The organism is Hymenobacter glacieicola (assembly GCF_014640315.1).
Taxonomy (GTDB): Bacteria; Bacteroidota; Bacteroidia; order Cytophagales; family Hymenobacteraceae; genus Hymenobacter; species Hymenobacter glacieicola.
This window is the reverse complement of sequence record NZ_BMGS01000003.1, coordinates 244,228-263,400: the sequence shown is the minus strand read 5'-3', so window position 1 is coordinate 263,400 and position 19,173 is coordinate 244,228. Positions and strand designations below refer to the sequence as shown.

Here is a 19,173-nt window from a genome sequence, read left to right as displayed (position 1 = left end):
GCGGCCTGGCACTGTGCCGGGCCGCCCCGCGGCGTTACCGGCGGATGGTTTGGGTGTAATCCTGGAAGATGAGGGCTACTTCGGCCTCGTCGCGGGCTTCCACTACCTCGTCCATCACAAACTGAATTTCGGCCTCCGACCAGCCCTGGGCTTCGGCGGCTTTCACAAAGGCGCCGAGCTGCAGGAAGCGGTTGGCCTCGGCTGGAATGGTCCATTGGACTTTCTTACGGATACGCATGGGGCTACACTGGGCACCGACGGGCGGCGCGGGGTTATTGGGCTTTCCGGACAACTTTCAACTCCACGGGCGCTACCCCGGCATCCACAATCCCAATTTTGCGGGCGGCTTTGCGCGAGAGGTCAATCACGCGGCCCTTGGCGTGGGGGCCCCGGTCCGTGACTTTCACTTTTACGGAGCGGTGGTTGCGCGGATTGGTTACGCGCACAATGGTGCCAAAGGGCAGGGTGTTGTGGGCCGCCGTGCGCTTGCCGCCCCGGTACACGGTGCCGCTGGCGGTTTTGCGGCCCTCAAACTTATCGGCGTAGTACGAGGCCTTGCCGGATTGGGTGAAGGTAGTGGCGCCCCCGGCGCAGGCCGTAACCAACCCCAGAGTGGAAAGCAGAACCGCCGGGCGGAGGGTGGAAAGCAAAGCAGGCAAAACCATAGAATGGCAGATTAGTTGGGCGCTGATTCACGGCCCCGGTCCCGCGGCGGAATGCGCAGGGCCAGCAGGCGCTGAAAGTTGCCCTGAAATACGTTAAAGTCGACGGTACCCCGAATGCCGGGCACGTAGGCTTCATCGGAATGCTGCCAGATAATCCACTTTTCGCGGGGTAGCACGGGGCTTTCAACCTCGTAGTGGGCCAGCCAGAGCGGGTACTGGTCGAAGTGGCCAGCCAGGTGGCGCTTGTAAAAGCTGTAGTTGGAGTACAAGATGGGCCGCACGCCGTAGTGGCGTTCCACCAGCCGCAGCCAGGTCGCCACGCCACGCCGCATCTGAGCCACGTCGTGAAACTCGGCGTGCTCCACGTCCAATACCGGAGGCAGGTCGCCGGGGGCCAGGGGCACGGTGCGCGTGAACAAGCTGGCCTGACGGGTGGCGTCGTAGTTGGGCTGGAAATAATGGTAGGCCCCGCGGTAGATGCCTGCCGCCTGGGCGCCCTGCCAGTTCCGCTTAAAGCGGGCGTCGTGCAGGGTAACGCCCTCCGTGGCCTTAATGAAGGCAAACCGCACCTTGTGCCCGGCCACCTGGCCCCAATCAATGCGGCCCTGGTACGACGACACGTCGATGCCGTGCACCGAGTAGCCGGCCAGCAATGGAGTTCTTTCGCGACCCGTTAAGTGGGGGCTGATAAAGGAGGCGTACACGCGCCGGACGTAGCGGTTGAGCTGCCGCTGATGCCGCCAGTAAAATACAAGGCTCCCGACCAGCAAGGCCAAAAAAGCCAGCGGCAGAACCCGGCGCCACACCAGGCGAAAGCCAGAACGAGAACGGCGGGAAGCAGTCATAGAACAGTGGCAAGTTGCCAAAGGTAACGTTGGGGAAGGCGGATGTGGTGCCTTCGCCGGGCGAATACCCCCGAAAGACGCCTGCTTTTTCGCACTTTTGTTTGTACAAGTTGCCTTTCGTCATGCCTGATTTGCCCAACCTCCCCGATGCCCGCGACGAGTCCGGCCACCTCATCCGTGAGCTGCACGGCGTTACGCTGGCCCAGATTCTGGAATACCTAGTAGCCGCCTACGGCTGGCCCGAGCTGGATAACCGGATTCGGATCAACTGCTTTGCCGTAAATCCCAGCATCAAGTCCAGTCTCACCTTCCTGCGCCGCACCCCGTGGGCCCGCGCCAAGGTCGAGGAGCTCTACATCCGCACCCGCACCGCCGAGGTGCTGGGCAAGCGGTGATTCCGGGCATTAGTGCGTTAGTGAGTTTTGGTAAGGGGTACGGTTTATAAAATGGGTAGTTTAAAAAGCTCGTCATCCTGAGCGGAGCGAAGAACCTTATCATGTCAGTGTAAGCTGTAGTCGGTCGTTCCGGCGTGATAAAGGCCTTCGCTTCGCTCAAGATGACAAACTCCTTTAACGTATTAGGTTGCGTGTATTAGCCTAACAGGTCGTCGTTATGCAGGACCGAAGGCAAAGCATTTCACAAGTTCATAATTCCAGCATCTCATGGCTGATGTGTCGCAGAAATCCGGGCCGCTGGCCGTGTTGGCAGGAGCCGGGCTATTCGTGCTCTTCGAGCTGGTGGCCTACCAGGTGCTGCGCCTGGCTACCTCTGGCCTGGGCATGAGCAACCAGATGCAGCCGGAAAACACCATTGTCAGCAATTGGGTGAAAACGGTGGTGTTTCTGCTACTGCACCTGGCGCTGGTAGTAGTGGCGGTCCTAGTGCTTAGCAACCGCCTACCCCGGCGCTACCGCGGCCAACTGATGGGCTGGTTCTACTTGTCCCTGCTCACGGGGTTTCTGCTGCTCTGGCCGCTGTTCGACTAGTACGGGCACAAAAAAGCCACTACCGGGGCAGTGGCAAGTGAAACCATAGGGCCGGTCGGTCCCGGCGTTATAGGCGGCTAAGGGCAATTAGCGCTGCTTGATGTTGATTTCGCGGGGCTCGGTAGCTGCGTTGTGGTAAGGGATGCGCACATGCAGCTCTTGGCCCTGGAACACGGCATCAATGCGGCTCAGGTCGAGGGTAGCCGGCAGGGTAAGCGTGCGGGTGAACAGCGGAGCCGCCACTTTATCCTCATCGGAGTGGCGGTACTCGGCAAATACCGTCAGTACATTGTTGTTGAGCACAACGTGGAACTTCTCGGGGCTTACCGAAGGAGCGGCGACGCGAACTACCACGCCCTTCTCCTGCTTGTCGATCCGCATCGTAGCCTGGGCAATACCGCCGCCCAGGGTATTGAGCAGGTCGAGTTGCGGGGCAATGTTGCGGATAAAGTCCTTGCTGATAAGATTCATGGTTGGGTTCCTCTCTAGATGTGTACCGGGCTTATTTCAAAACCTGTACCAACCTGAATTTAGCTGCTTACGAGGGTGATTAATGACGAATTGGCCGTTCATGGCTGAGCTATAGGTGTTTTATCAGTCATTATGTCGCAAACTATCCGCGTCCCGTAGTTATGAGCGCCTAAGACGTCAGCTAGGCAGACATTCAAACCAATCTGAAAGCGGAGCAGCATCTAGGATAATGTTAGAGCATAAGGCCTAAACCTGCTTGCTCAGAGCAGTTCGAGTGAATAGTCAGGGCTTGGGAGTTTCACAAGCCCGTCGTGCAGAGCATAGCCAAGCAGAACCGACTTTCAGTTAACTGTTGATAATTTCTAGATCAGGGATGCGTCGTAGTAGAGGGCTCCTTTATAGGGGCGTAGGCGAGGTGGCGCTTGAGGCGGTTGAGTGGGGCTTCGATGAAGTGCCAGGAGGCTGCGCTTAGCAGCAGCAGTAGGGGAGTAAGTATCAGTACCGTGGGGATGGGGCCCAACAGCACCTCGCGCCACCCCGACTCGGCGCTCCAGAGTTTAAACACCACGCGCTGCCAGAATACAGGTAGCAACAGGTGATATAGGTAGGTGCCAAAGCTTCGTTGCCCCAGCCACAGTAGTGCAGGGTGCAGCAGTCCAATACGCCGGGCAGCGGCAGGATAATGCAGTAGCCATCCTAGCGTCAGAAAAGCGGCCAAGGCTCCTACCGTTGGGAAAATCATAATCCACGTAACGCCACCTTGGTGCTGATGAAGCAGGACCCAAAGCGCCCACCAGATGGTCCAAGCTGCTACCACGTAGCGGCCCCTTACCCAGCGTGCCAGCCAGTCCGCTTTTTCGAATAGTCGCAGTAGCGTACCCGCCGCAAACAAGTCCAGAGAAGCAGGTAGCAATACGAGCACAAATCCGGAGGTCACGAGCAGGCCCCAGCCCACCCGAAATATCAGCCCAGCGGCCCCAATCAGCAGCAGCCACCGCCAACGCTGGCCTACCAAGGCCAGCAGCACGGGCCAGAGCAGATAAAACTGCTCGTCAACGGCCAGCGTCCAGAAGTGGCCCAGGCCCTCACCCCAGCGCTGCAGCTGATAGAAAAGCTGGTTGGCGGCTGGTAGCAGAAACCAAGCGGGGTACTCCCGGATGGTAGCTAGCGGTAGCAAGGCACTCAGAGCCAAAGCGCAGTAGTACGGCGGAATAATGCGTAGCAACCGCCGCAGGTAAAACGTACCCAGGCGCTGACGCCAGGGCCCCGGTGCCCCTGGGTATACCTGCTGCTTCCAGACAACGCCCGATATGAGGTAGCCGCTGAGCACGAAAAAAACCTGCCGGCCCATTTCACCCATCATAATTGGCGGCGCAGCCCAGTGCTGAATAACAACGAGCCACACCGCAATAGCACGAACCCCATTCAGCTCAGGACGGTAAGCAAGTGGAGCGCCGGGGGGCGTGAACATATGCGAAGAGAAGGAAGAGCTGCAAAAGTACCCTGCGCAACAGTGCTAACCAGCGAACAGATGTTACCGCAGGTGCTATTCTGTTGGCAAGAGCTAATTATTGGCTACGGGCTTCGGCGGTTTTATCGGTAGCGACAATATCCCGCTTGAAGTGCAGGTAGCCTTCCGCATCGGGGGTAGGGGAGGTGAGACGGAAGGCGTTGTGCTGAAGAATACGCTGGGCACCCAGGTTATCGAGGGTAGTGCGGGCGGTGAGGTGCCGGACCATGCCGGTATCGGCGGCGTGGCGCACAAGGCCGCCTACCAGCTCGGTGCCCAGGCCCCGGCCCCGCCAGTCGTCGGCCACGGAAAAACCGATTTCGGCGCTACCCTCTACCGGTGGGCCATGAAAGCCGCCGGTGCCAATCAGCACATTAGCCGGAGCTTCGGCGCCGGCGCGCAGGATGGCGTACCACCCGTACCACCCCGCCGCAGTGCGCCCCCCGGCCGTGAGCTGGGCCAGGAAGTAGCGCATGGCTTCCTCATCGTATTCGCCGGGAGGCCAGTGAGCCGGCAGCTGGGCCCCGAGCAAAATGGGAAAATACTGTGGCTTAGTAAGTTCAGCAGTAAGCAAGGCCCGGCTGGCTGCTACCAGCGTTAGCCGAGACGTATAGGCAATCAGAGCAATCATGGGAAAAGATACGGAGTTCGTCGAATAAGGGCGCAATGCTGGGCAGCTGGGCGGTGAGTTGCCCGCCCGGCCGCGTATATTTGATTTCCCCTTCCTACTGCCTGATGCTGCCAGTTGCCCCGGAGTTCGTTGAAGTTACCCACCGCCCCGACCTGGATGTGTTGCTAATCCGGTGGATGCGCAAAATTACGCTAGAGGAAATGTGCGAGGGTTACCGCTACGTGCTGGACCGAGCCGCCCAACATCAGTGCCGGCAGTGGTTGCTCGATGCCCGGCGCCGCTTTAACACCGACCGGGAAGGGGCCCGCTGGATGGTTACCAGCTTCTTGCCCACCCTACACGGCCGCCTGGGCGGCCGCACCTACCTGGCCTACCTGCTCGTGCCCGTCATTATGCGGGATGTAGAAGCCGATGCGGCTTTCCCACCCGCTAGTTTCTTCGAAGGCAAGCCTTATGCAGCCGAGCGCTTTATTGATGAACGGGAAGCTATTGCGTGGCTGCAGCAAGCCCGCCAGCAGCCTGTAGCCTGGTAGCCTGAAAAGCAAGCTCCGGCGGCTACCATCTAACGCAAAAACAACACGACTCATTTCGAGTAGGGCAAGGAATCGGGCTTCAGCATATAATGGCTTACATCCAGGTTCCTCGCTCCGCTCGGAATGAGTCGTGCCGAAGCTAGGGTGGTAGTAAACAAGCGAATGAGGCTTCTAACTCATTCTCGTTCAGGTATTAATTCACTACCTCGCTTAGGTGGATATCCACGCAGTCGAGCACGTCCTGGACGGTGCGGAGGTCTTCCAGCTCAGGATCCGGAATTTCGATGTGAAAGCGGTGTTCAAGGTTAATGACCAGCTCGACCATGTCGATGGAGTCCAGGCCCACGTCTTCGTGCAGGCGGGAGGTAGGGGTAAGGTGGAGAGCGGGGTTGCGGTGTTTTTTGCGCAACATGCGCTCTACCTGATAGCGGATGAGCTGTTCCATAGTCCGGTATGAAAGCAGGTGAGAGAAAAAGGAAAGAGCAGAGTTCGACGCCGAACTACTCAACGCTGGACAGCAGCAAGGTGGTATCGGCCGCCACAAGGCCCGAAGAAAGCTGCGCTACCACTGTTTGGGGCGTGAGGTAGTCGCCGGTAGCCACGGCCGCCCCCGTGATGATGCCATCGGCCGGGGCCGTTACGAACACGAAGCTGAGCATGGGCACGGCTCGGGCCAGCTGGGCTCGGGTATCCGTTAGCTGTGCTTCGGCGGCGGTAAGGGCCGCCGCGGCTGGGTGCGTGGCCTGGAGCACTTCATAAGCGTGCAACTGCTGGGTGAGGCGGGCCTGCAACTGCTGCTGGGTAACACTAGGGAGCTTTTCTACCAGCTTCAGCAGCAACTGTCCTTTGCGTACGCGCTGGCCTTCGCGGAAATACACTTCCCACACCCGGCCGGCGTAAAGGCTGCGAACAGCCTGAGAGGTAGCGGCAGTAGCCGGCCCTGCGGGCGGGGCGGCAGAGAAATGAGAGGTAGCAAATAGGGGAAGGCCCGCGTCCGGCGCATCGGCCGGGGTAAGCCACAGGGGCAGCAGGAAGCTTCCTACCGCGACGAGGAGCACAAGCCCCACGCCAAGTATCTTTTTCATGGGTAAAAACGCCGGCACATCCGACGAAGCCAGTTGCCACTACTGCGGCAAGCCGGCCGATGCCCCCCGGGCGCTACGGGGTAGCTCGGGCGGAAGGCGGTGAGAAACAGTGAGTAACCAGTGTGGTTACATTTTCAGGTAAATAAAAAGGCCTTACCCCGACGCCTCAGTGCAGCCGCCAGGTAGGCGCTTGCCCAGCTCCTGCATCACTTGCTGCACCGTTACGGCGGCCAGGGCGGCCCGCATGGCTTCAATGGCTGGTCCAAACAAGCCCTCCAAGGTTTCCTGCATCACGCTGCCCAGGTCACAGTGGGCGTTGGGGTTGGTACTGCCCACCTGAAACAGGTCGGGCTCACTGGCCTGCATGGCCCGGAACACGTCGAGCAGGGTAATTTCGGCGGCCGGCCGGGCCAGGACGGTGCCCCCACCCGCGCCGCGCTGGCTTTGCACCAGGCCCGCCTCTCGTAGCGTACTCATCAGGCGGCGTACAACTACCGGGTGGGTGCCCGCGCTGCTGGCTAGCACCTCCGACGATACTGGCTGCCCCGGCTGGGCATGTGCCAAGTAAGCCAGAATGTGCGTGGCAACGGCGAATCGGGTGTTCATGAAGAATTAGTAACAAGTTTGGTTACAAATGTACGGTGGAAAAAGATTGTGCGCAATCTTTTCCTTGAACCACCGGGAAGCGCAAGTAAACCGTAGGGCATGGGGTAGGTAGGCCGGCAGCAGAGCAGCCCACTAAACCAGACGATTAACGGGCCTGATTACTTTACGCCCGCGCTGGTTATTCTTCCCAGCGGCCAAACGTGCCGGCCTGGTAGTCCTGGTAGGCTTGGCGGATTTCCTGCTCGGTGTTCATTACGAAGGGGCCATAGGACACAATCGGCTCCTGGAAGGGGTGGGCGTGGCCCAGCAGCAGCACGGCCTCGTCGAGGGCCTCAAGGTGCAGGTCGTCGCCGTCGTAGTTGAATTCTACCAGCTGGCGGGCCTGGGTTTCCTGGCCGTTGACGCGCAGGCGGCCGCGCACGGTATAAAAGAAGATGGTGTGGCTGGCCGGAATAGTTAAATCGAGCTTGCCGCCAGCCCGGAAGTTGATGGTTGCCAGCTGGATATCAGCCAGTGGACTTACGGCTCCGGCCGTGCCCAGCCAGTTGCCCGATACGGCATGAAGTACTACCCGGCCCTCATCCAGGGAAGCCGTCGGAATTTCCGGTTCCTGCAGTCCGATGTAGCGCGGCTCCACCATTTTGTTCTTGGCTGGCAGGTTTACCCACAGCTGCAGAATCTCCAGTGGCCCGCCGGTGCGCTTAAACTCCGGCGAGGAAACTTCGGCGTGAATCAGGCCCCGGCCGGCCGTCATCCACTGAATACCGCCCGGCCCGATGATGCTCTGGTGTCCGCCCGTGTCCTGGTGCATGATGTCGCCTTCCAGAATAAAGGTCACCGTCTCGAAGCCGCGGTGGGGGTGGGGGCCGAAGGGCAGGCCCTGGTTGTTCGGCCGGTACACCTGGGGGCCGTGGTGGTTCAGAAACAGAAACGGGTCAAGGTGCTCCACCGAGTTGGTGGGTAGGGCCCGGTACGTAACCAGGTCGGCAATGGGCGCGCTCTGGGCGCGGTGCTGGGTCTTGATGGTGCGCATAGCGGGCAAGGTGGTAAGGAGAGGTGCACTTGCATACCGGCAGCCCCCGGGAATGGTTTTGGAAAACTACTTGGCCGGGCCTGAAGGGTAGCACCTATAGCAGGAGCCGCGGCGGGGGAGGGCAACGGGTAGCTCGTCCGTAAAAACCCCGGGGCCACCAGGGCGGTTTAGGAGTCTTCGGCTTCTTCTCGACCTCTTTCCTGTAGCATGGCTTACCTCTTCACGCCGCTCACCCTGCGCGGCCTCACCCTGAAAAACCGCATCGTCATCTCGCCCATGTGCCAGTACAGCGCCGCGGATGGCTTTACCAACGACTGGCACTTGGTGCATCTGGGCTCCCGGGCCGTGGGTGGGGCCGCGCTTATTCTACTGGAAGCCACCGCCGTAGTGCCCGAGGGCCGCATCACCCCCGACGACCTGGGCATCTGGAAAGACGAGCACCTGCCCGGCCTGCGCCGCATCGTGGATTTTCTGAAAAGCGAGAACTGCGTGGCCGGCATTCAACTGGCCCACGCCGGCCGCAAAGCCAGCCACAGCAGCCCCTGGAAAGGCGGCGCGGTGGTGCCCGAATCCGAAGGCGGCTGGCAAACCGTAGCCCCCAGCCCCTCGCCCTTCAGCCCCGACGAGCCCGCCCCGCGCGAGCTAACCCTGACTGATATTCAGGGGGTAGTAGAAGCCTTTCGGGTGGGCACGCGTCGGGCCTTATCGGTTGGCTTTGAGGTAATTGAGCTGCACGCCGCCCACGGCTACCTGCTCCACCAGTTCCTTTCTCCGCTCAGCAACCAGCGCACCGATGAGTACGGCGGCTCCTTCGAGAACCGCATCCGGCTGCTGCTGGAGGTAGTGGCCGCCACCCGCGCCGAGCTGCCCGACCACCTGCCCCTGCTAGTGCGCATTTCTGCCACCGACTGGACCGAGGGTGGCTGGACCGCCGCCGACTCCGTGCGGCTGGCTGCCATTCTGCAAGACCACGGCGTGGACCTGCTCGACTGCTCCACCGGCGGCAACGTACCCCGCGCCGATATTCCGGTTGGCCCCGGCTACCAGGTGCAGTTCGCCGAGCAAATCAAGCGCGAAACCGGCCTGGCTACTGGCGCCGTGGGCATGATTACCGAAGCCCGGCAAGCCGAAGATATCATTGCCCGCGGCCAAGCCGACCTGGTGCTGCTGGCCCGGGAGTCGTTGCGTGACGCTTACTTCCCACTGCACGCCGCCCACGAGCTAGGCACAGACGTGGAGTGGCCCGAGCAATACGAGCGAGCCAAGCCTCGTCGGCGGTAAAGATTTGCCAGCCAGGTTACTGTGTAAGATAGGAGAAAGTAGCAAGGCTTAGTAGAGGTAGCTCTTATAACACAGGTAGCCTCTGCCAAGCCTTGCTATCGGCGTTCTAAGCGGCCGAGGTAGTGACGGTAACGACTAGCGGTTGTTGACCGGTTTCGTGGTCAGTATGCAGGGCGCGAGTTAGGGCGGGGCCTGTGTCCTACCCTTCGTGGCTTGGCATAAGCAACTGGTGCAGCTTCTACGAGAAATGCTTTGCCAGAATAGCCGTAACTTTCTCCTGGGTAAGGGGTTTACTGAGAAAATCGGCAATGGGTAGCTGCTGGGCTTGGGCTAGGTCGCGTTCATGTAGGGAAGTGGTTAGCATGATGACAACGGGCTGGGGATGAGCGAGGAACATTTGCACGCAGGCTTCCCAAAAGGCTAGCCTGTTAAGCACGGGCATGTTCATCTCCAGCAGAATGAGCCCGGGGCAGGCCTAAGTTTGCGAGATGGTGCAAATCTGGATTAAAGTATGCAGGGCCTGTTCGCCATTTTTGGCTACCCGAACCTATTGAGCTACGCTCATGCGCCTGAGCAATAGTTTGTTAAGAAAATTGGTGGCGTCGTCGTCTACCAGCAGCACAGTTGTTAAGGCGGGCACGGGGAGTTTAGGTAGGGAAGCTAACGGTGAAGGTGGTGCCGACGTCCGGCTGGCTGTGTACCTCAATGGTGCCGCCAGCATTTTTAATCAGGCGCTTGCTGATGTAGAGGCCCACGCCGGTACCCTCCACGTGAGTATGCAGGCGCTGAAATAAACCAAAAAGCTGGCGCTGCTGCAACTCGCTCATCCCAAGGCCATTGTCTTGCACCGTGAGTACAATGGCCTGAGCCTCTTGCTCGGCGTGCACCCGCACCTGCGAAGGACGGTCAGCGGCCCGGTACTTGACGGCGTTGCTGAGCAGGTTGTAGATGATGCTGCGCAGGTTGGCTGGCGGAAAGGACATGACCAGCTCGCGCGGAACCTCAACGGTGAGTTGGGTGCCGGCTGTGGTGAGCAGGGTAAGCAGGTCCAACCGTACGTTCTCCACCACGCGGGCTAGCTCTACCCATTCAGCGGGGCCGGCGTGGGCTAGCTGCAGCCGGGAAATATCAGTAAGCTGGGTAATGGTGACCTGGAAACGAGACACCGTTTGGTTGAGTAGCTCCAGCAAGTGAGCAACCAGCTCGTTCTGTTGCACAGTGGCGGGTAGCGTATCGCGCAGGGCCAGGGCAATGCCTTCGATGTTGGTAATGGGCGCTTTCAGATCGTGGGAGGCCGTGTACACAAACGTGTCCAAATCAATGTTGGTGCGCGTGAGCTGCCGGTTGCTTTCGTTTAGCTCCTCGTTACTAGCCTGCAGTTCTTCGTTCAGGGCGGCCAGTTCTTCGGTGCGCGCCTGCACACGGGCTTCCAGCTGCTGGTTCAGCTGCTCGACCTGCCGGCGGGCCTCCACCTGGGCCGTTATGTCCACGGCAAAGTTGAGCACTTCCACTACCTCTCCCTGCGCGTTGCGGATGGGCTCGAAGGAAGTCCGGTAGTAGCGGCATTGCAGGTCCCCGGTCCCGTCATAGTCGGCCCAGGCTTCGGCTTCAGCCTCGTAAAAGGGCTCACCCGTCTGGTATACTCGGTCGAATAGTTCGTAAAAGCCCTGGCCCGCAATTTCCGGAATTACCTCGCGAATGGTCCGGCCCAACGTGGTACGGGCCGGAAACAGCCGTTCGTATTCTAAATTCACCAAGTCGTACACATGCTCTGGCCCCCGAAGCAGGGCAATGTTGGCGGGCATGCGCATCAGTACCTGGTGCAGACGCTGGCGCTCCGCTTCGGCCTCAATGAGAGCAGCCTGCTCCCGCGCCCGGCTTTCTTGTAAGGACTGTTCGGATGTCGCAAAAGGCAAATCGGAAATATCCGTAAAGTTGACCACCAGCAGCTCGCCGCTGCGCTGGGCCACCAGCCGGAAGCAGGTATTAAGGCCGTCTCCCGCGTAGGGCACGTCGTAGGTCGAGGCCTCGCCCGTCAGGTAGGCCCTGCGGTACTGGGCGAAAATACCAGTCGGCTCACTGTTCGGGTAGTACTCGCGGAAGGTGCGCGGCGGCTCAGCAGGCAGGCCCAGCAGGCGCTGCCCGGCCGGGTTGAGGCGCACGAACCGGAAATCAACTAACTCGCCGCCCTCGTCATAGAGTGGAGCGTAGAGGGCGGCCCCAGTTGGGACCAGGTCAAAAAAAACCTCAAAAGGATTGTCAGCGGACGCCACGAACGAGGGAAATGGAAGAGCAGACAAAGTAAATCGGCGAGCGGAGTTGCCCTCCTAGGGACATTACGGAGAGCTATCGTCAGCGAAGGTAAGGAGGTGCTAAGTCAAACACTTCGTGAAGGAAAGAGCTGGACAAGAAGTTCATTGTGGAGCACACGGCTGTTACCCGGCAAAGTCACTTATAGAGGCGGCGCCTCGGCTAGCCGGAAGCCGTTTTTCTAATAGCAGCGGATGAGCAAGGGGTAGTCATTAACTTAAAATGAGTTATGCAGAGCCGGAGACGAGACACAATGGCCCAGGGCAACCCATAAGCCCGACCTGTTCGCTCCGACCTGGTTCGGCTTGCCATTCGTGAGGGGCAGGAGGCCTGGCGCAACCTCTCCGCCCCAAGCTGCGACCTTAGGGGAAATCCTTCCCTGTATTTCGCTGAATGAAAAACCGTTCTGCTTCTCCGCGCGCCGGCGCTGCGGCCCTGCTGCTCACGCTGGCCGGCTGCGCTACCAGCCAACCCACAACCACTGCCACTACTGCTACCCCCGCTGCTGCCCCGGCCCCTACTGCAGTGGCTTCCTCCACGGGCGGGCGCAGCATCAACCCCCAGGACGTGGACCGCTCCGTGTCGCCGTGCGAGGACTTCTTTCAATTTTCGGGAGGTAACTGGCTGAAAAACAATCCGGTGCCGGCTTACGCTTCCAGCTGGGGCCCGCGCAACCTGCTCGGCGACCGGACCCAGGCCACGCTAAAACGCATCCTGGAAGAAGCCGCGGCCAACACCTCGGCCGCCAAGGGTTCCAACGCCCAGAAAGTCGGGGACTTCTACGCCTCGGGCATGGACTCCGCCGCCATTGAAAAAGCGGGCCTGAAGTACCTGGAGCCGGAGCTCAAGCGCATCAGCGCCATTAAGGACCTGAAGACGCTGCAAACGGAGCTGGCCCGCCAGCAGCGGCTGGGTACCGGCGCGTTCTTCCGGGCCGGGGTGGGGCCCGACCGCAAGAACAGCACCGTGTACGCCGTGAACCTGAGCCAGGGCGGCCTGAGCATGCCCGACCGAGACTACTACCTCAAGGACGACCCGCGTTCCAAAACCGTGCGCACGGCCTACGTCACCTACCTCACCAATACCTTTAAGTTGATGGGTGACAGTGAGGCCACGGCCGCGCAAAAAGCCGCTACCATTCTACGGCTGGAAACCCGCCTGGCTCAGGCCAGCAAAGACCGGGTTTCCCTGCGCGACCCCTACGCCAGCTACAACAAGATGACCGTGGCCCAGGCCGGTGAGCAGTTCCCCAACATTGGGCTGCCTACCCTGCTGGCCCAGAATGGGTTGGGAGCAGCCAAGGAAGTGATTGTGGGGCAGCCCAGCTTCTTCAAGGAAGTTAGCGCCCTGCTGAAAGAGGAACCCCTCCCCGATATCAAAACCTACCTGACCTGGCAGCTGGTCAGCTCCCTACCCTCGGCCTTGCCCAAGGCCTACTCCGACGAAGCCTTCCGCTTCCAGCAGGTGCAGAGCGGGGCCAAGCAGCAGCCGGTGCGCTGGAAACGCATGCAGGCCGCCACCGATGCTACCCTGGGCGAGGCGTTCGGCCAGCTGTACGTAGACAAGGCGTTTTCGCCGGAGGCCAAGCGCAAGGCCCTGGAAATGGTGGCCAACATCAAGGAAAGCATGGCCGAGCACATCCAAACCAACACCTGGATGAGCGACGCCACCAAGCAGGAAGCCCTCAAAAAGCTCAACGCCCTGCGGGTGAAAATCGGCTACCCCGATAAATGGAAGGACTACTCGGCCCTGACCATTTCGCGCGAATCCTACCTGAAAAACGTGCTGGCCGCCCGCCAGTGGAACTACCAGCAGAACGTGAAGAAGTTCGGCGGGCCGATTGACCGCACGGAGTGGGGCATGACCCCGCCCACCATCAATGCCTACTACAACCCGCCCATGAACGAAATCGTGTTTCCGGCGGGCTACCTGCAGCCGCCCTTCTTCGACCCGGAAGCCGACGACGCGGTAAACTACGGGGCCATTGGCGGCGTGATGGGCCACGAAATGACCCACGGCTTCGACGACCAGGGCCGGCAGTACGACTCCGAAGGCAACCTGCGCGACTGGTGGACCAAGGCCGACGGCGAGGAGTTCACGAAGCGCGCCGCCGTAGTCGGCCGCCAGTACGACGCCTTCTCGCCCCTGGACTCGGTGCACGTAAATGGCAAGCTTACGATGGGCGAAAACCTGGCCGACTTTGCGGGCCTAACCATTGTGTACGGCGCCCTGCAAAAGCAGCTCGACAAAACCTACGGCAAGGGCAACCGCCCGCTGATTGACGGATTCACGCCCGAGCAGCGCTTTTTCCTGAGCTGGGCCCAGCTGCGCCGCCAGAACATCCGGCCGGCCGCCCTGCGCCAGCAAATCCTCACCGACCCCCACTCGCCCGGCCAGTACCGCACCATCGGCCCCCTGATGAACATGCCCGCCTTTTACCAGGCCTTTGGCTGCCAGCCCGGCCAGAAAATGGTGCGCCCCGATGCTGAGCGGGCAGTAATTTGGTAACTATACCAGCGCTAAAAACCAGTTCCGCTGCCTGAGCTATGCCGCGCCCCAAACGCTGGGGTGAGGCGGGGCAGTTGCTTCAAGCAAGAACGATACTAGAGCTAGCCCCTCTCTCTCCCCCTGGAGAGGGGCTAGGGGTGAGGCGCACTAGCGCTAAACAGTGTCCGGGCGCTCCGGTCCGCCCCTCCTAGCCCCTGCTTGCCAAGGAGGGGAACTAGTTTCTGGCTTTCTTAACTTAGAACTCGACATTCCACATCTTTCTTTTCCACATGACCTCGAAAAGCTACCTGTTGCTTACGCTGGGTACTGCCGCCGGCCTGGCCCTCACGGGCTGCGCTTCCAGCACCCCCGCTACCACCGCTGCCTCGGCCACCACAACCACCACGGCTACGGCCTCCACTGCCACTACCCCCACGGAAGCTCCCAAAGGCCCCGTAATGCCCGGCGTCGGCCTCGACCTCTCGGCCCGCGACCTGTCCGTCTCGCCCTGCGACAACTTCTTCCAGTACGCCAGCGGCACCTGGCTCAAGAATACGCCCGTGCCGGCCGCCGAGTCGTCGTGGGGTTCCTGGAACACGCTGATTGACCAAAACAACGCTGTGCTGCGCAACATCCTGGAAACGGCCGCGGCAAATAAGTCGGCCGCCAAGGGCACCAACGCCCAGAAGGTCGGCGACTTCTACGCCTCGGCCATGGACACCGTAGCCATTGAAAAAGCCGGTCTGAAGTACTTGCAGCCGGAGCTGGCGCGCATCAACGGGGTGAAAGACCTGAAAGGCTTGCAGAGCCAGCTGGTGCGCCAGCAGATGCTGCAAACCCGCTCGGTATTTGGTTTAGGCGTGCGCCAGGACTCCAAGAAAAGCACCGAATACGCCCTCTACCTGGGCCAGGGCGGCCTCACGCTGCCGGACCGCGACTACTACCTCAAGGACGACGCCCGCTCCAAAACCATCCGCGCGGCCTACACTACCTACCTGACCAACCTGTTTAAGCTGCTCGGCGACGCGGAGGCTACTGCGGCCAAAAACGCGGCTACTGTGCTGCGCCTGGAAACCCGGCTCGCCAAAGCCAGCAAGGACCGCGTAGCCCTGCGCGACCGGTACGCCAACTACAACAAAATGACGGTAGCCGAGGCCAACCAGCAGTTCCCGAACCTGGGCCTGACGACCATGCTGCCCCAGGTGGGCCTAGGCGCGGCCAAGGAGGTCATTGTGGGCCAGCCCGAATTCCTGAAGGAAGCCAGCGCCGCCCTCCAGCAGGAGCCCGTGGCCGACTGGAAAACCTACCTGCGCGCCCACTTGGTAAACTCCGTCACCTCGGCCCTGCCCAAGGCCTACGTGGATGAGTCGTTCCGCTTCCAGCAGGTGATGAGCGGGGCCAAGCAGCAGCAGCCCCGCTGGAAGCGCATGCTGCGCTCCACCGACGCTACCCTGGGCGAAGCCTTCGGCCAGATTTACGTGGAAAAAGCCTTCACCCCGGAAACTAAGCAGAAGGCTATGGAAATGGTGGCTAACATCAAGGAGGCCATGGGCGAGCACATCCAGGCCCTGGAGTGGATGAGCCCCGCCACCAAGCAGGAGGCCATAAAGAAGCTCAACGGCTTCACGGTAAAAATCGGCTACCCCGACAAGTGGAAGGACTACTCGGCCCTGACTATTTCGCGCGAGTCGTACCTGAAAAACGTGCTGGCCGCCCGCCAGTGGGAGTTTAAAGACAACATCGGCCACTATGGTAAGCCCATTGACCGCACGGAGTGGGGCATGACCCCGCCCACGGTAAACGCCTACTACAACTCCACGATGAACGAAATCGTGTTTCCGGCCGGCATCATGCAGCCGCCCTTCTTCGACCCCAAGGCCGACGATGCGGTAAACTACGGCGGTATGGGCGCGGTCATCGGCCACGAAATCACCCACGGCTTCGATGACCAGGGCCGCCAGTCCGACGCCGAAGGCAACCTGCGCGACTGGTGGACCAAAGAGGACGCCGCCGAATTCACGAAGCGCACGGACCTGGTAGGCAAGCAGTACTCCGCTTTCCAACCCCTGGATTCGGTATTCGTGAACGGCAAGCTGACCATGGGCGAGAACCTGGCTGACTTTGGGGGCACGGCCCTGGCCTACTCGGCCCTGCAAAAGCAGCTCAAGAAGCAGTACCCCAACGGCAACGTGCCCCAGTACGACGGCCTCACGCCCGAGCAGCGCTTCTTCCTGGCCTGGGCCCAGGTGTGGCGCACCAACGCCCGCCCCGAGTACCTGCGCCAGCAGGTGCTCACCGACCCGCACTCCCCGGCCCAGTACCGCACCAACGGCCCCTTGATGAACATGCCGGAGTTCTACCAGGCCTTCGGCTGCAAGGACGACGCCAAGATGGTGCGCGCCCAGAACGTACGCGCCCGCATCTGGTAGTGGCTAGCAATAGGCTGTAAATAAGTAAATTGAAAAGCGAGCTGCTCCGGTAGCTCGCTTTTCTCGTTTTCCGTTCCCCGCATTTCTCCCATCTATGAAAAACCAACATACCCTGGCATTGGCGGCTTTGTCGGTAGCCGGTCTGGCCGTAACCGGCTGTAATTCAGCCAAGACGGCTGCCACCACTGCGGCCCCGCCCGCCACTGCGGTAGCCTCAACCACTACCCCCGCGGAAGCGCCGAGCGTGCCGGGCGTAGGGCTGGCCGTGGCCAACATCGACCGTTCGGTGGCCCCTTGCGACGACTTTTTTCACTTTGCCAGCGGCACTTGGCTCAAGAACACGGCCATTCCGGCCAGTGAGGTCCGGTGGGGCAGCTTCCAGCAGCTCGCCGACCAGAACAACGCCGTAAGCCGGCAGATTCTGGAGGAAGCCGCGGCCAACCGCAACGCGCCCAAGGGCAGCAACCTGCAAAAAGTAGGCGACTACTACGCCTCGGCCATGGACTCCGCGGCCATTGAGCGCGCCGGCATCACGCCCCTAAAACCGGAGCTGGCCCGCATTGCCGCCGCCAAGGACCTGAAAAGCCTGCAAGCCGTAGTGGCCCGCCACCAGGCTCTGGGCACGGGCGCGTTCTTCCGGGCCGGCGTCAGCCCCGACCGCAAAAACAGCACCGTGTACGCCGTGAATATGAGCCAGGGCGGCCTGGGCATGCCCGACCGGGACTACTACCTCAAGGACGACGCCCGCTCCAAAACTGTGCGCAACGCCTACGTGGCCTACATGACCAACACGTTCAAGCTCATGGGCGACTCGGAGGCGGCGGCGGCCAAGAAGGCAGCGGCCGTGCTGGCCATTGAAACCCGCCTGGCCAAGGCCAGCAAGAGCCGCGTGGAGCTGCGCGACCCCTACGCCAACTACAATAAGATGACCGTGGCCGAGGCTAACCAGCAGTTCCCCAACCTCGGGCTGCCTACCCTGCTGGCGCAAAACAAGCTGGGGTCGGCCAAGGAGGTCATCGTGGGGCAGCCCGCTTTCTTCCAGGAAGTGAGCACCCTGATGAAGCAGGAGCCCCTGACCAACCTCAAAAGCTACCTCGACTGGCAGCTGATTAGCTCCGTTAGCTCCGCGCTGCCCAAGGCCTACGCCGACGAAGCCTTCCGCTTCCAGCAAACCCTAACCGGGGCCAAGCAGCAGCAGCCCCGCTGGAAGCGCATGCTGGGCGCCACTGATCAGGCCCTGGGCCAGGCCTTCGGTCAGCTCTACGTGGACAAAACCTTCACGCCGGAAACCAAGCAGAAGGCCATGGAAATGGTCAACAACATCAAAGCTTCTATGGCCGAGCATATTCAGCAGCTGGACTGGATGAGCGAGGCTACCAAGCAGGAAGCCCTGAAAAAGCTGAACGCCTTCACGGTAAAAATCGGCTACCCCGATAAGTGGAAGGACTACTCGGCCCTGACTATTTCGCGCGAGTCGTACCTGAAAAACGTGCTGGCCGCCCGCCAGTGGGCCTACAACGACAACTTGAGCAAGTACGGCAAGCCCATTGACCGCACGGAGTGGCGCTTCACCCCGCCCACGGTAAACGCCTCCTACAACTCGTCGATGAACGACATTACCTTCCCCGCGGGCATCATGCAGCCGCCGTTCTTTGACCCCAAGGCCGACGATGCGGTAAATTACGGCGGTATGGGCGCGGTAATCGGCCACGAAATCACCCACGGCTTCGACGACCAAGGTCGCCAGTCGGACGCGTCGGGTAACCTGCGCGACTGGTGGACCAAGGAAGATGCCGAAAAGTTTACCCAGCGCGCCGACATGGTAGGCAAGCAGTACTCGGCCTTCTCGCCCCTGGACTCCGTGTACGTCAACGGCAAGCTGACCATGGGCGAAAACCTGGCCGACTTCGGCGGCTTGAGCGTGGCCTACAGCGCCCTGCAGAAGCAGCTGCAGCAGAAATACGGCAACGGCCCCCGGCCCAAATACGACGGCTTCACGCCGGAGCAGCGCTTCTTCCTGGCCTGGGCCCAAATCTGGCGCACCAACGCCCGCCCCGAGTACCTGCGCCAGCAAGTCCTGACGGACCCGCACTCCCCGGCCCAGTTCCGCACCAACGGCCCCTTGATGAACATGCCCGAGTTCTTCGAGGCCTTTGGCTGTAAAGAGGATGCCAAAATGGTCCGCGCCCAGAACCTGCGCGCCCGCGTCTGGTAAGCCAGCGAGCAGCCCATTAAGCTTGTTCAGAGGATAACGAAAGGGCAAAGCAGGACCTGTCATGCTGAGGCGGAGCCGAAGCATCT

19 protein-coding genes are annotated in these 19,173 nt (G+C 60.9%); 7 read left to right on the top strand and 12 right to left on the bottom strand.

Annotated elements, in window-relative coordinates:
* Positions 1 to 34: 34 nt before the first annotated feature.
* The 3 genes from IEW18_RS07020 to IEW18_RS07010 are packed head-to-tail and all read right to left on the bottom strand — an operon-like array spanning position 35 to position 1,510.
* Positions 35 to 238, bottom strand: a complete 204-nt coding sequence (locus IEW18_RS07020) for a hypothetical protein (RefSeq protein ID WP_188557121.1) — start codon at positions 236 to 238, stop codon at positions 35 to 37.
* 34 nt (positions 239 to 272) lie between these two features.
* On the bottom strand, positions 273 to 665 hold the full coding sequence (locus IEW18_RS07015; RefSeq protein ID WP_188557120.1) for a septal ring lytic transglycosylase RlpA family protein: 393 nt from the start codon (positions 663 to 665) through the stop codon (positions 273 to 275).
* Positions 666 to 676: 11 nt separating this feature from the next.
* The gene (locus tag IEW18_RS07010) at positions 677 to 1,510 is read right to left on the bottom strand and encodes a glycoside hydrolase family 25 protein (protein WP_188557119.1); all 834 of its coding nucleotides are present in this window, start codon (positions 1,508 to 1,510) and stop codon (positions 677 to 679) included.
* A gap of 122 nt (positions 1,511 to 1,632) precedes the next feature.
* Between IEW18_RS07010 and IEW18_RS07005 the strand changes: the two genes are divergently transcribed.
* A complete protein-coding gene (locus IEW18_RS07005; protein WP_188557118.1) occupies positions 1,633 to 1,905 on the top strand; it encodes a VF530 family protein in 273 nt (90 codons plus the stop codon).
* A 267-nt stretch (positions 1,906 to 2,172) separates the two neighbouring features.
* The gene (locus IEW18_RS07000; RefSeq protein WP_188557117.1) at positions 2,173 to 2,496 is read left to right on the top strand and encodes a hypothetical protein; all 324 of its coding nucleotides are present in this window, start codon (positions 2,173 to 2,175) and stop codon (positions 2,494 to 2,496) included.
* Between the two features lie 87 nt (positions 2,497 to 2,583).
* On the opposite strand, the gene IEW18_RS06995 is transcribed toward IEW18_RS07000, so the two are convergent.
* The 3 genes from IEW18_RS06995 to IEW18_RS06985 all read right to left on the bottom strand — a co-directional run bounded on the left by IEW18_RS06995 (position 2,584) and on the right by IEW18_RS06985 (position 5,108).
* Positions 2,584 to 2,967, bottom strand: coding sequence for an Hsp20/alpha crystallin family protein (locus IEW18_RS06995; RefSeq protein WP_188557116.1), 384 nt, complete (start codon positions 2,965 to 2,967; stop codon positions 2,584 to 2,586).
* A 367-nt stretch (positions 2,968 to 3,334) separates the two neighbouring features.
* Complete coding sequence (locus IEW18_RS06990) at positions 3,335 to 4,438, bottom strand: acyltransferase family protein (RefSeq protein WP_188557115.1); 1,104 nt, start codon at positions 4,436 to 4,438, stop codon at positions 3,335 to 3,337.
* Between the two features lie 97 nt (positions 4,439 to 4,535).
* Positions 4,536 to 5,108, bottom strand: a complete 573-nt coding sequence (locus IEW18_RS06985; protein ID WP_188557114.1) for a GNAT family N-acetyltransferase — start codon at positions 5,106 to 5,108, stop codon at positions 4,536 to 4,538.
* Positions 5,109 to 5,212: 104 nt separating this feature from the next.
* Here IEW18_RS06985 and IEW18_RS06980 point away from each other — a divergent pair, with 104 nt between their 5' ends.
* A complete protein-coding gene (locus tag IEW18_RS06980) occupies positions 5,213 to 5,641 on the top strand; it encodes a hypothetical protein (RefSeq protein WP_188557113.1) in 429 nt (142 codons plus the stop codon).
* A gap of 193 nt (positions 5,642 to 5,834) precedes the next feature.
* On the opposite strand, the gene IEW18_RS06975 is transcribed toward IEW18_RS06980, so the two are convergent.
* The 4 genes from IEW18_RS06975 to IEW18_RS06960 all read right to left on the bottom strand — a co-directional run bounded on the left by IEW18_RS06975 (position 5,835) and on the right by IEW18_RS06960 (position 8,365).
* On the bottom strand, positions 5,835 to 6,086 hold the full coding sequence (locus IEW18_RS06975; RefSeq protein ID WP_188557112.1) for a phosphopantetheine-binding protein: 252 nt from the start codon (positions 6,084 to 6,086) through the stop codon (positions 5,835 to 5,837).
* Between the two features lie 55 nt (positions 6,087 to 6,141).
* Positions 6,142 to 6,726, bottom strand: coding sequence for an efflux RND transporter periplasmic adaptor subunit (locus tag IEW18_RS06970; RefSeq protein ID WP_188557111.1), 585 nt, complete (start codon positions 6,724 to 6,726; stop codon positions 6,142 to 6,144).
* A gap of 153 nt (positions 6,727 to 6,879) precedes the next feature.
* Positions 6,880 to 7,332 carry an Rrf2 family transcriptional regulator gene (locus IEW18_RS06965; protein ID WP_188557110.1) on the bottom strand — a complete coding sequence of 151 codons (453 nt, stop codon included), beginning with the start codon at positions 7,330 to 7,332 and terminating at the stop codon, positions 6,880 to 6,882.
* A gap of 178 nt (positions 7,333 to 7,510) precedes the next feature.
* Positions 7,511 to 8,365 (bottom strand): pirin family protein, encoded by an 855-nt coding sequence (locus tag IEW18_RS06960; protein ID WP_188557109.1) that lies wholly within the window; start codon positions 8,363 to 8,365, stop codon positions 7,511 to 7,513.
* 207 nt (positions 8,366 to 8,572) lie between these two features.
* Between IEW18_RS06960 and IEW18_RS06955 the strand changes: the two genes are divergently transcribed.
* Positions 8,573 to 9,646 (top strand): NADH:flavin oxidoreductase/NADH oxidase, encoded by a 1,074-nt coding sequence (locus tag IEW18_RS06955; protein WP_188557108.1) that lies wholly within the window; start codon positions 8,573 to 8,575, stop codon positions 9,644 to 9,646.
* A gap of 238 nt (positions 9,647 to 9,884) precedes the next feature.
* On the opposite strand, the gene IEW18_RS21850 is transcribed toward IEW18_RS06955, so the two are convergent.
* Together IEW18_RS21850 and IEW18_RS06945 are read right to left on the bottom strand one after the other, a co-directional pair.
* On the bottom strand, positions 9,885 to 10,010 hold the full coding sequence (locus IEW18_RS21850) for a response regulator (RefSeq protein ID WP_262891886.1): 126 nt from the start codon (positions 10,008 to 10,010) through the stop codon (positions 9,885 to 9,887).
* Between the two features lie 283 nt (positions 10,011 to 10,293).
* On the bottom strand, positions 10,294 to 11,919 hold the full coding sequence (locus tag IEW18_RS06945; RefSeq protein WP_188557106.1) for a sensor histidine kinase: 1,626 nt from the start codon (positions 11,917 to 11,919) through the stop codon (positions 10,294 to 10,296).
* Between the two features lie 430 nt (positions 11,920 to 12,349).
* On the opposite strand from IEW18_RS06945, the gene IEW18_RS06940 reads away from it, so the two are divergent.
* The 3 genes from IEW18_RS06940 to IEW18_RS06930 all read left to right on the top strand — a co-directional run bounded on the left by IEW18_RS06940 (position 12,350) and on the right by IEW18_RS06930 (position 19,087).
* Positions 12,350 to 14,464: a M13 family metallopeptidase gene (locus IEW18_RS06940; RefSeq protein WP_188557105.1), complete on the top strand. Its 2,115-nt coding sequence runs from the start codon at positions 12,350 to 12,352 to the stop codon at positions 14,462 to 14,464.
* Positions 14,465 to 14,733: 269 nt separating this feature from the next.
* Positions 14,734 to 16,872: a M13 family metallopeptidase gene (locus IEW18_RS06935; protein WP_188557104.1), complete on the top strand. Its 2,139-nt coding sequence runs from the start codon at positions 14,734 to 14,736 to the stop codon at positions 16,870 to 16,872.
* A 94-nt stretch (positions 16,873 to 16,966) separates the two neighbouring features.
* A complete protein-coding gene (locus tag IEW18_RS06930; RefSeq protein WP_188557103.1) occupies positions 16,967 to 19,087 on the top strand; it encodes a M13 family metallopeptidase in 2,121 nt (706 codons plus the stop codon).
* The last annotated feature ends 86 nt before the right edge of the window (positions 19,088 to 19,173 follow it).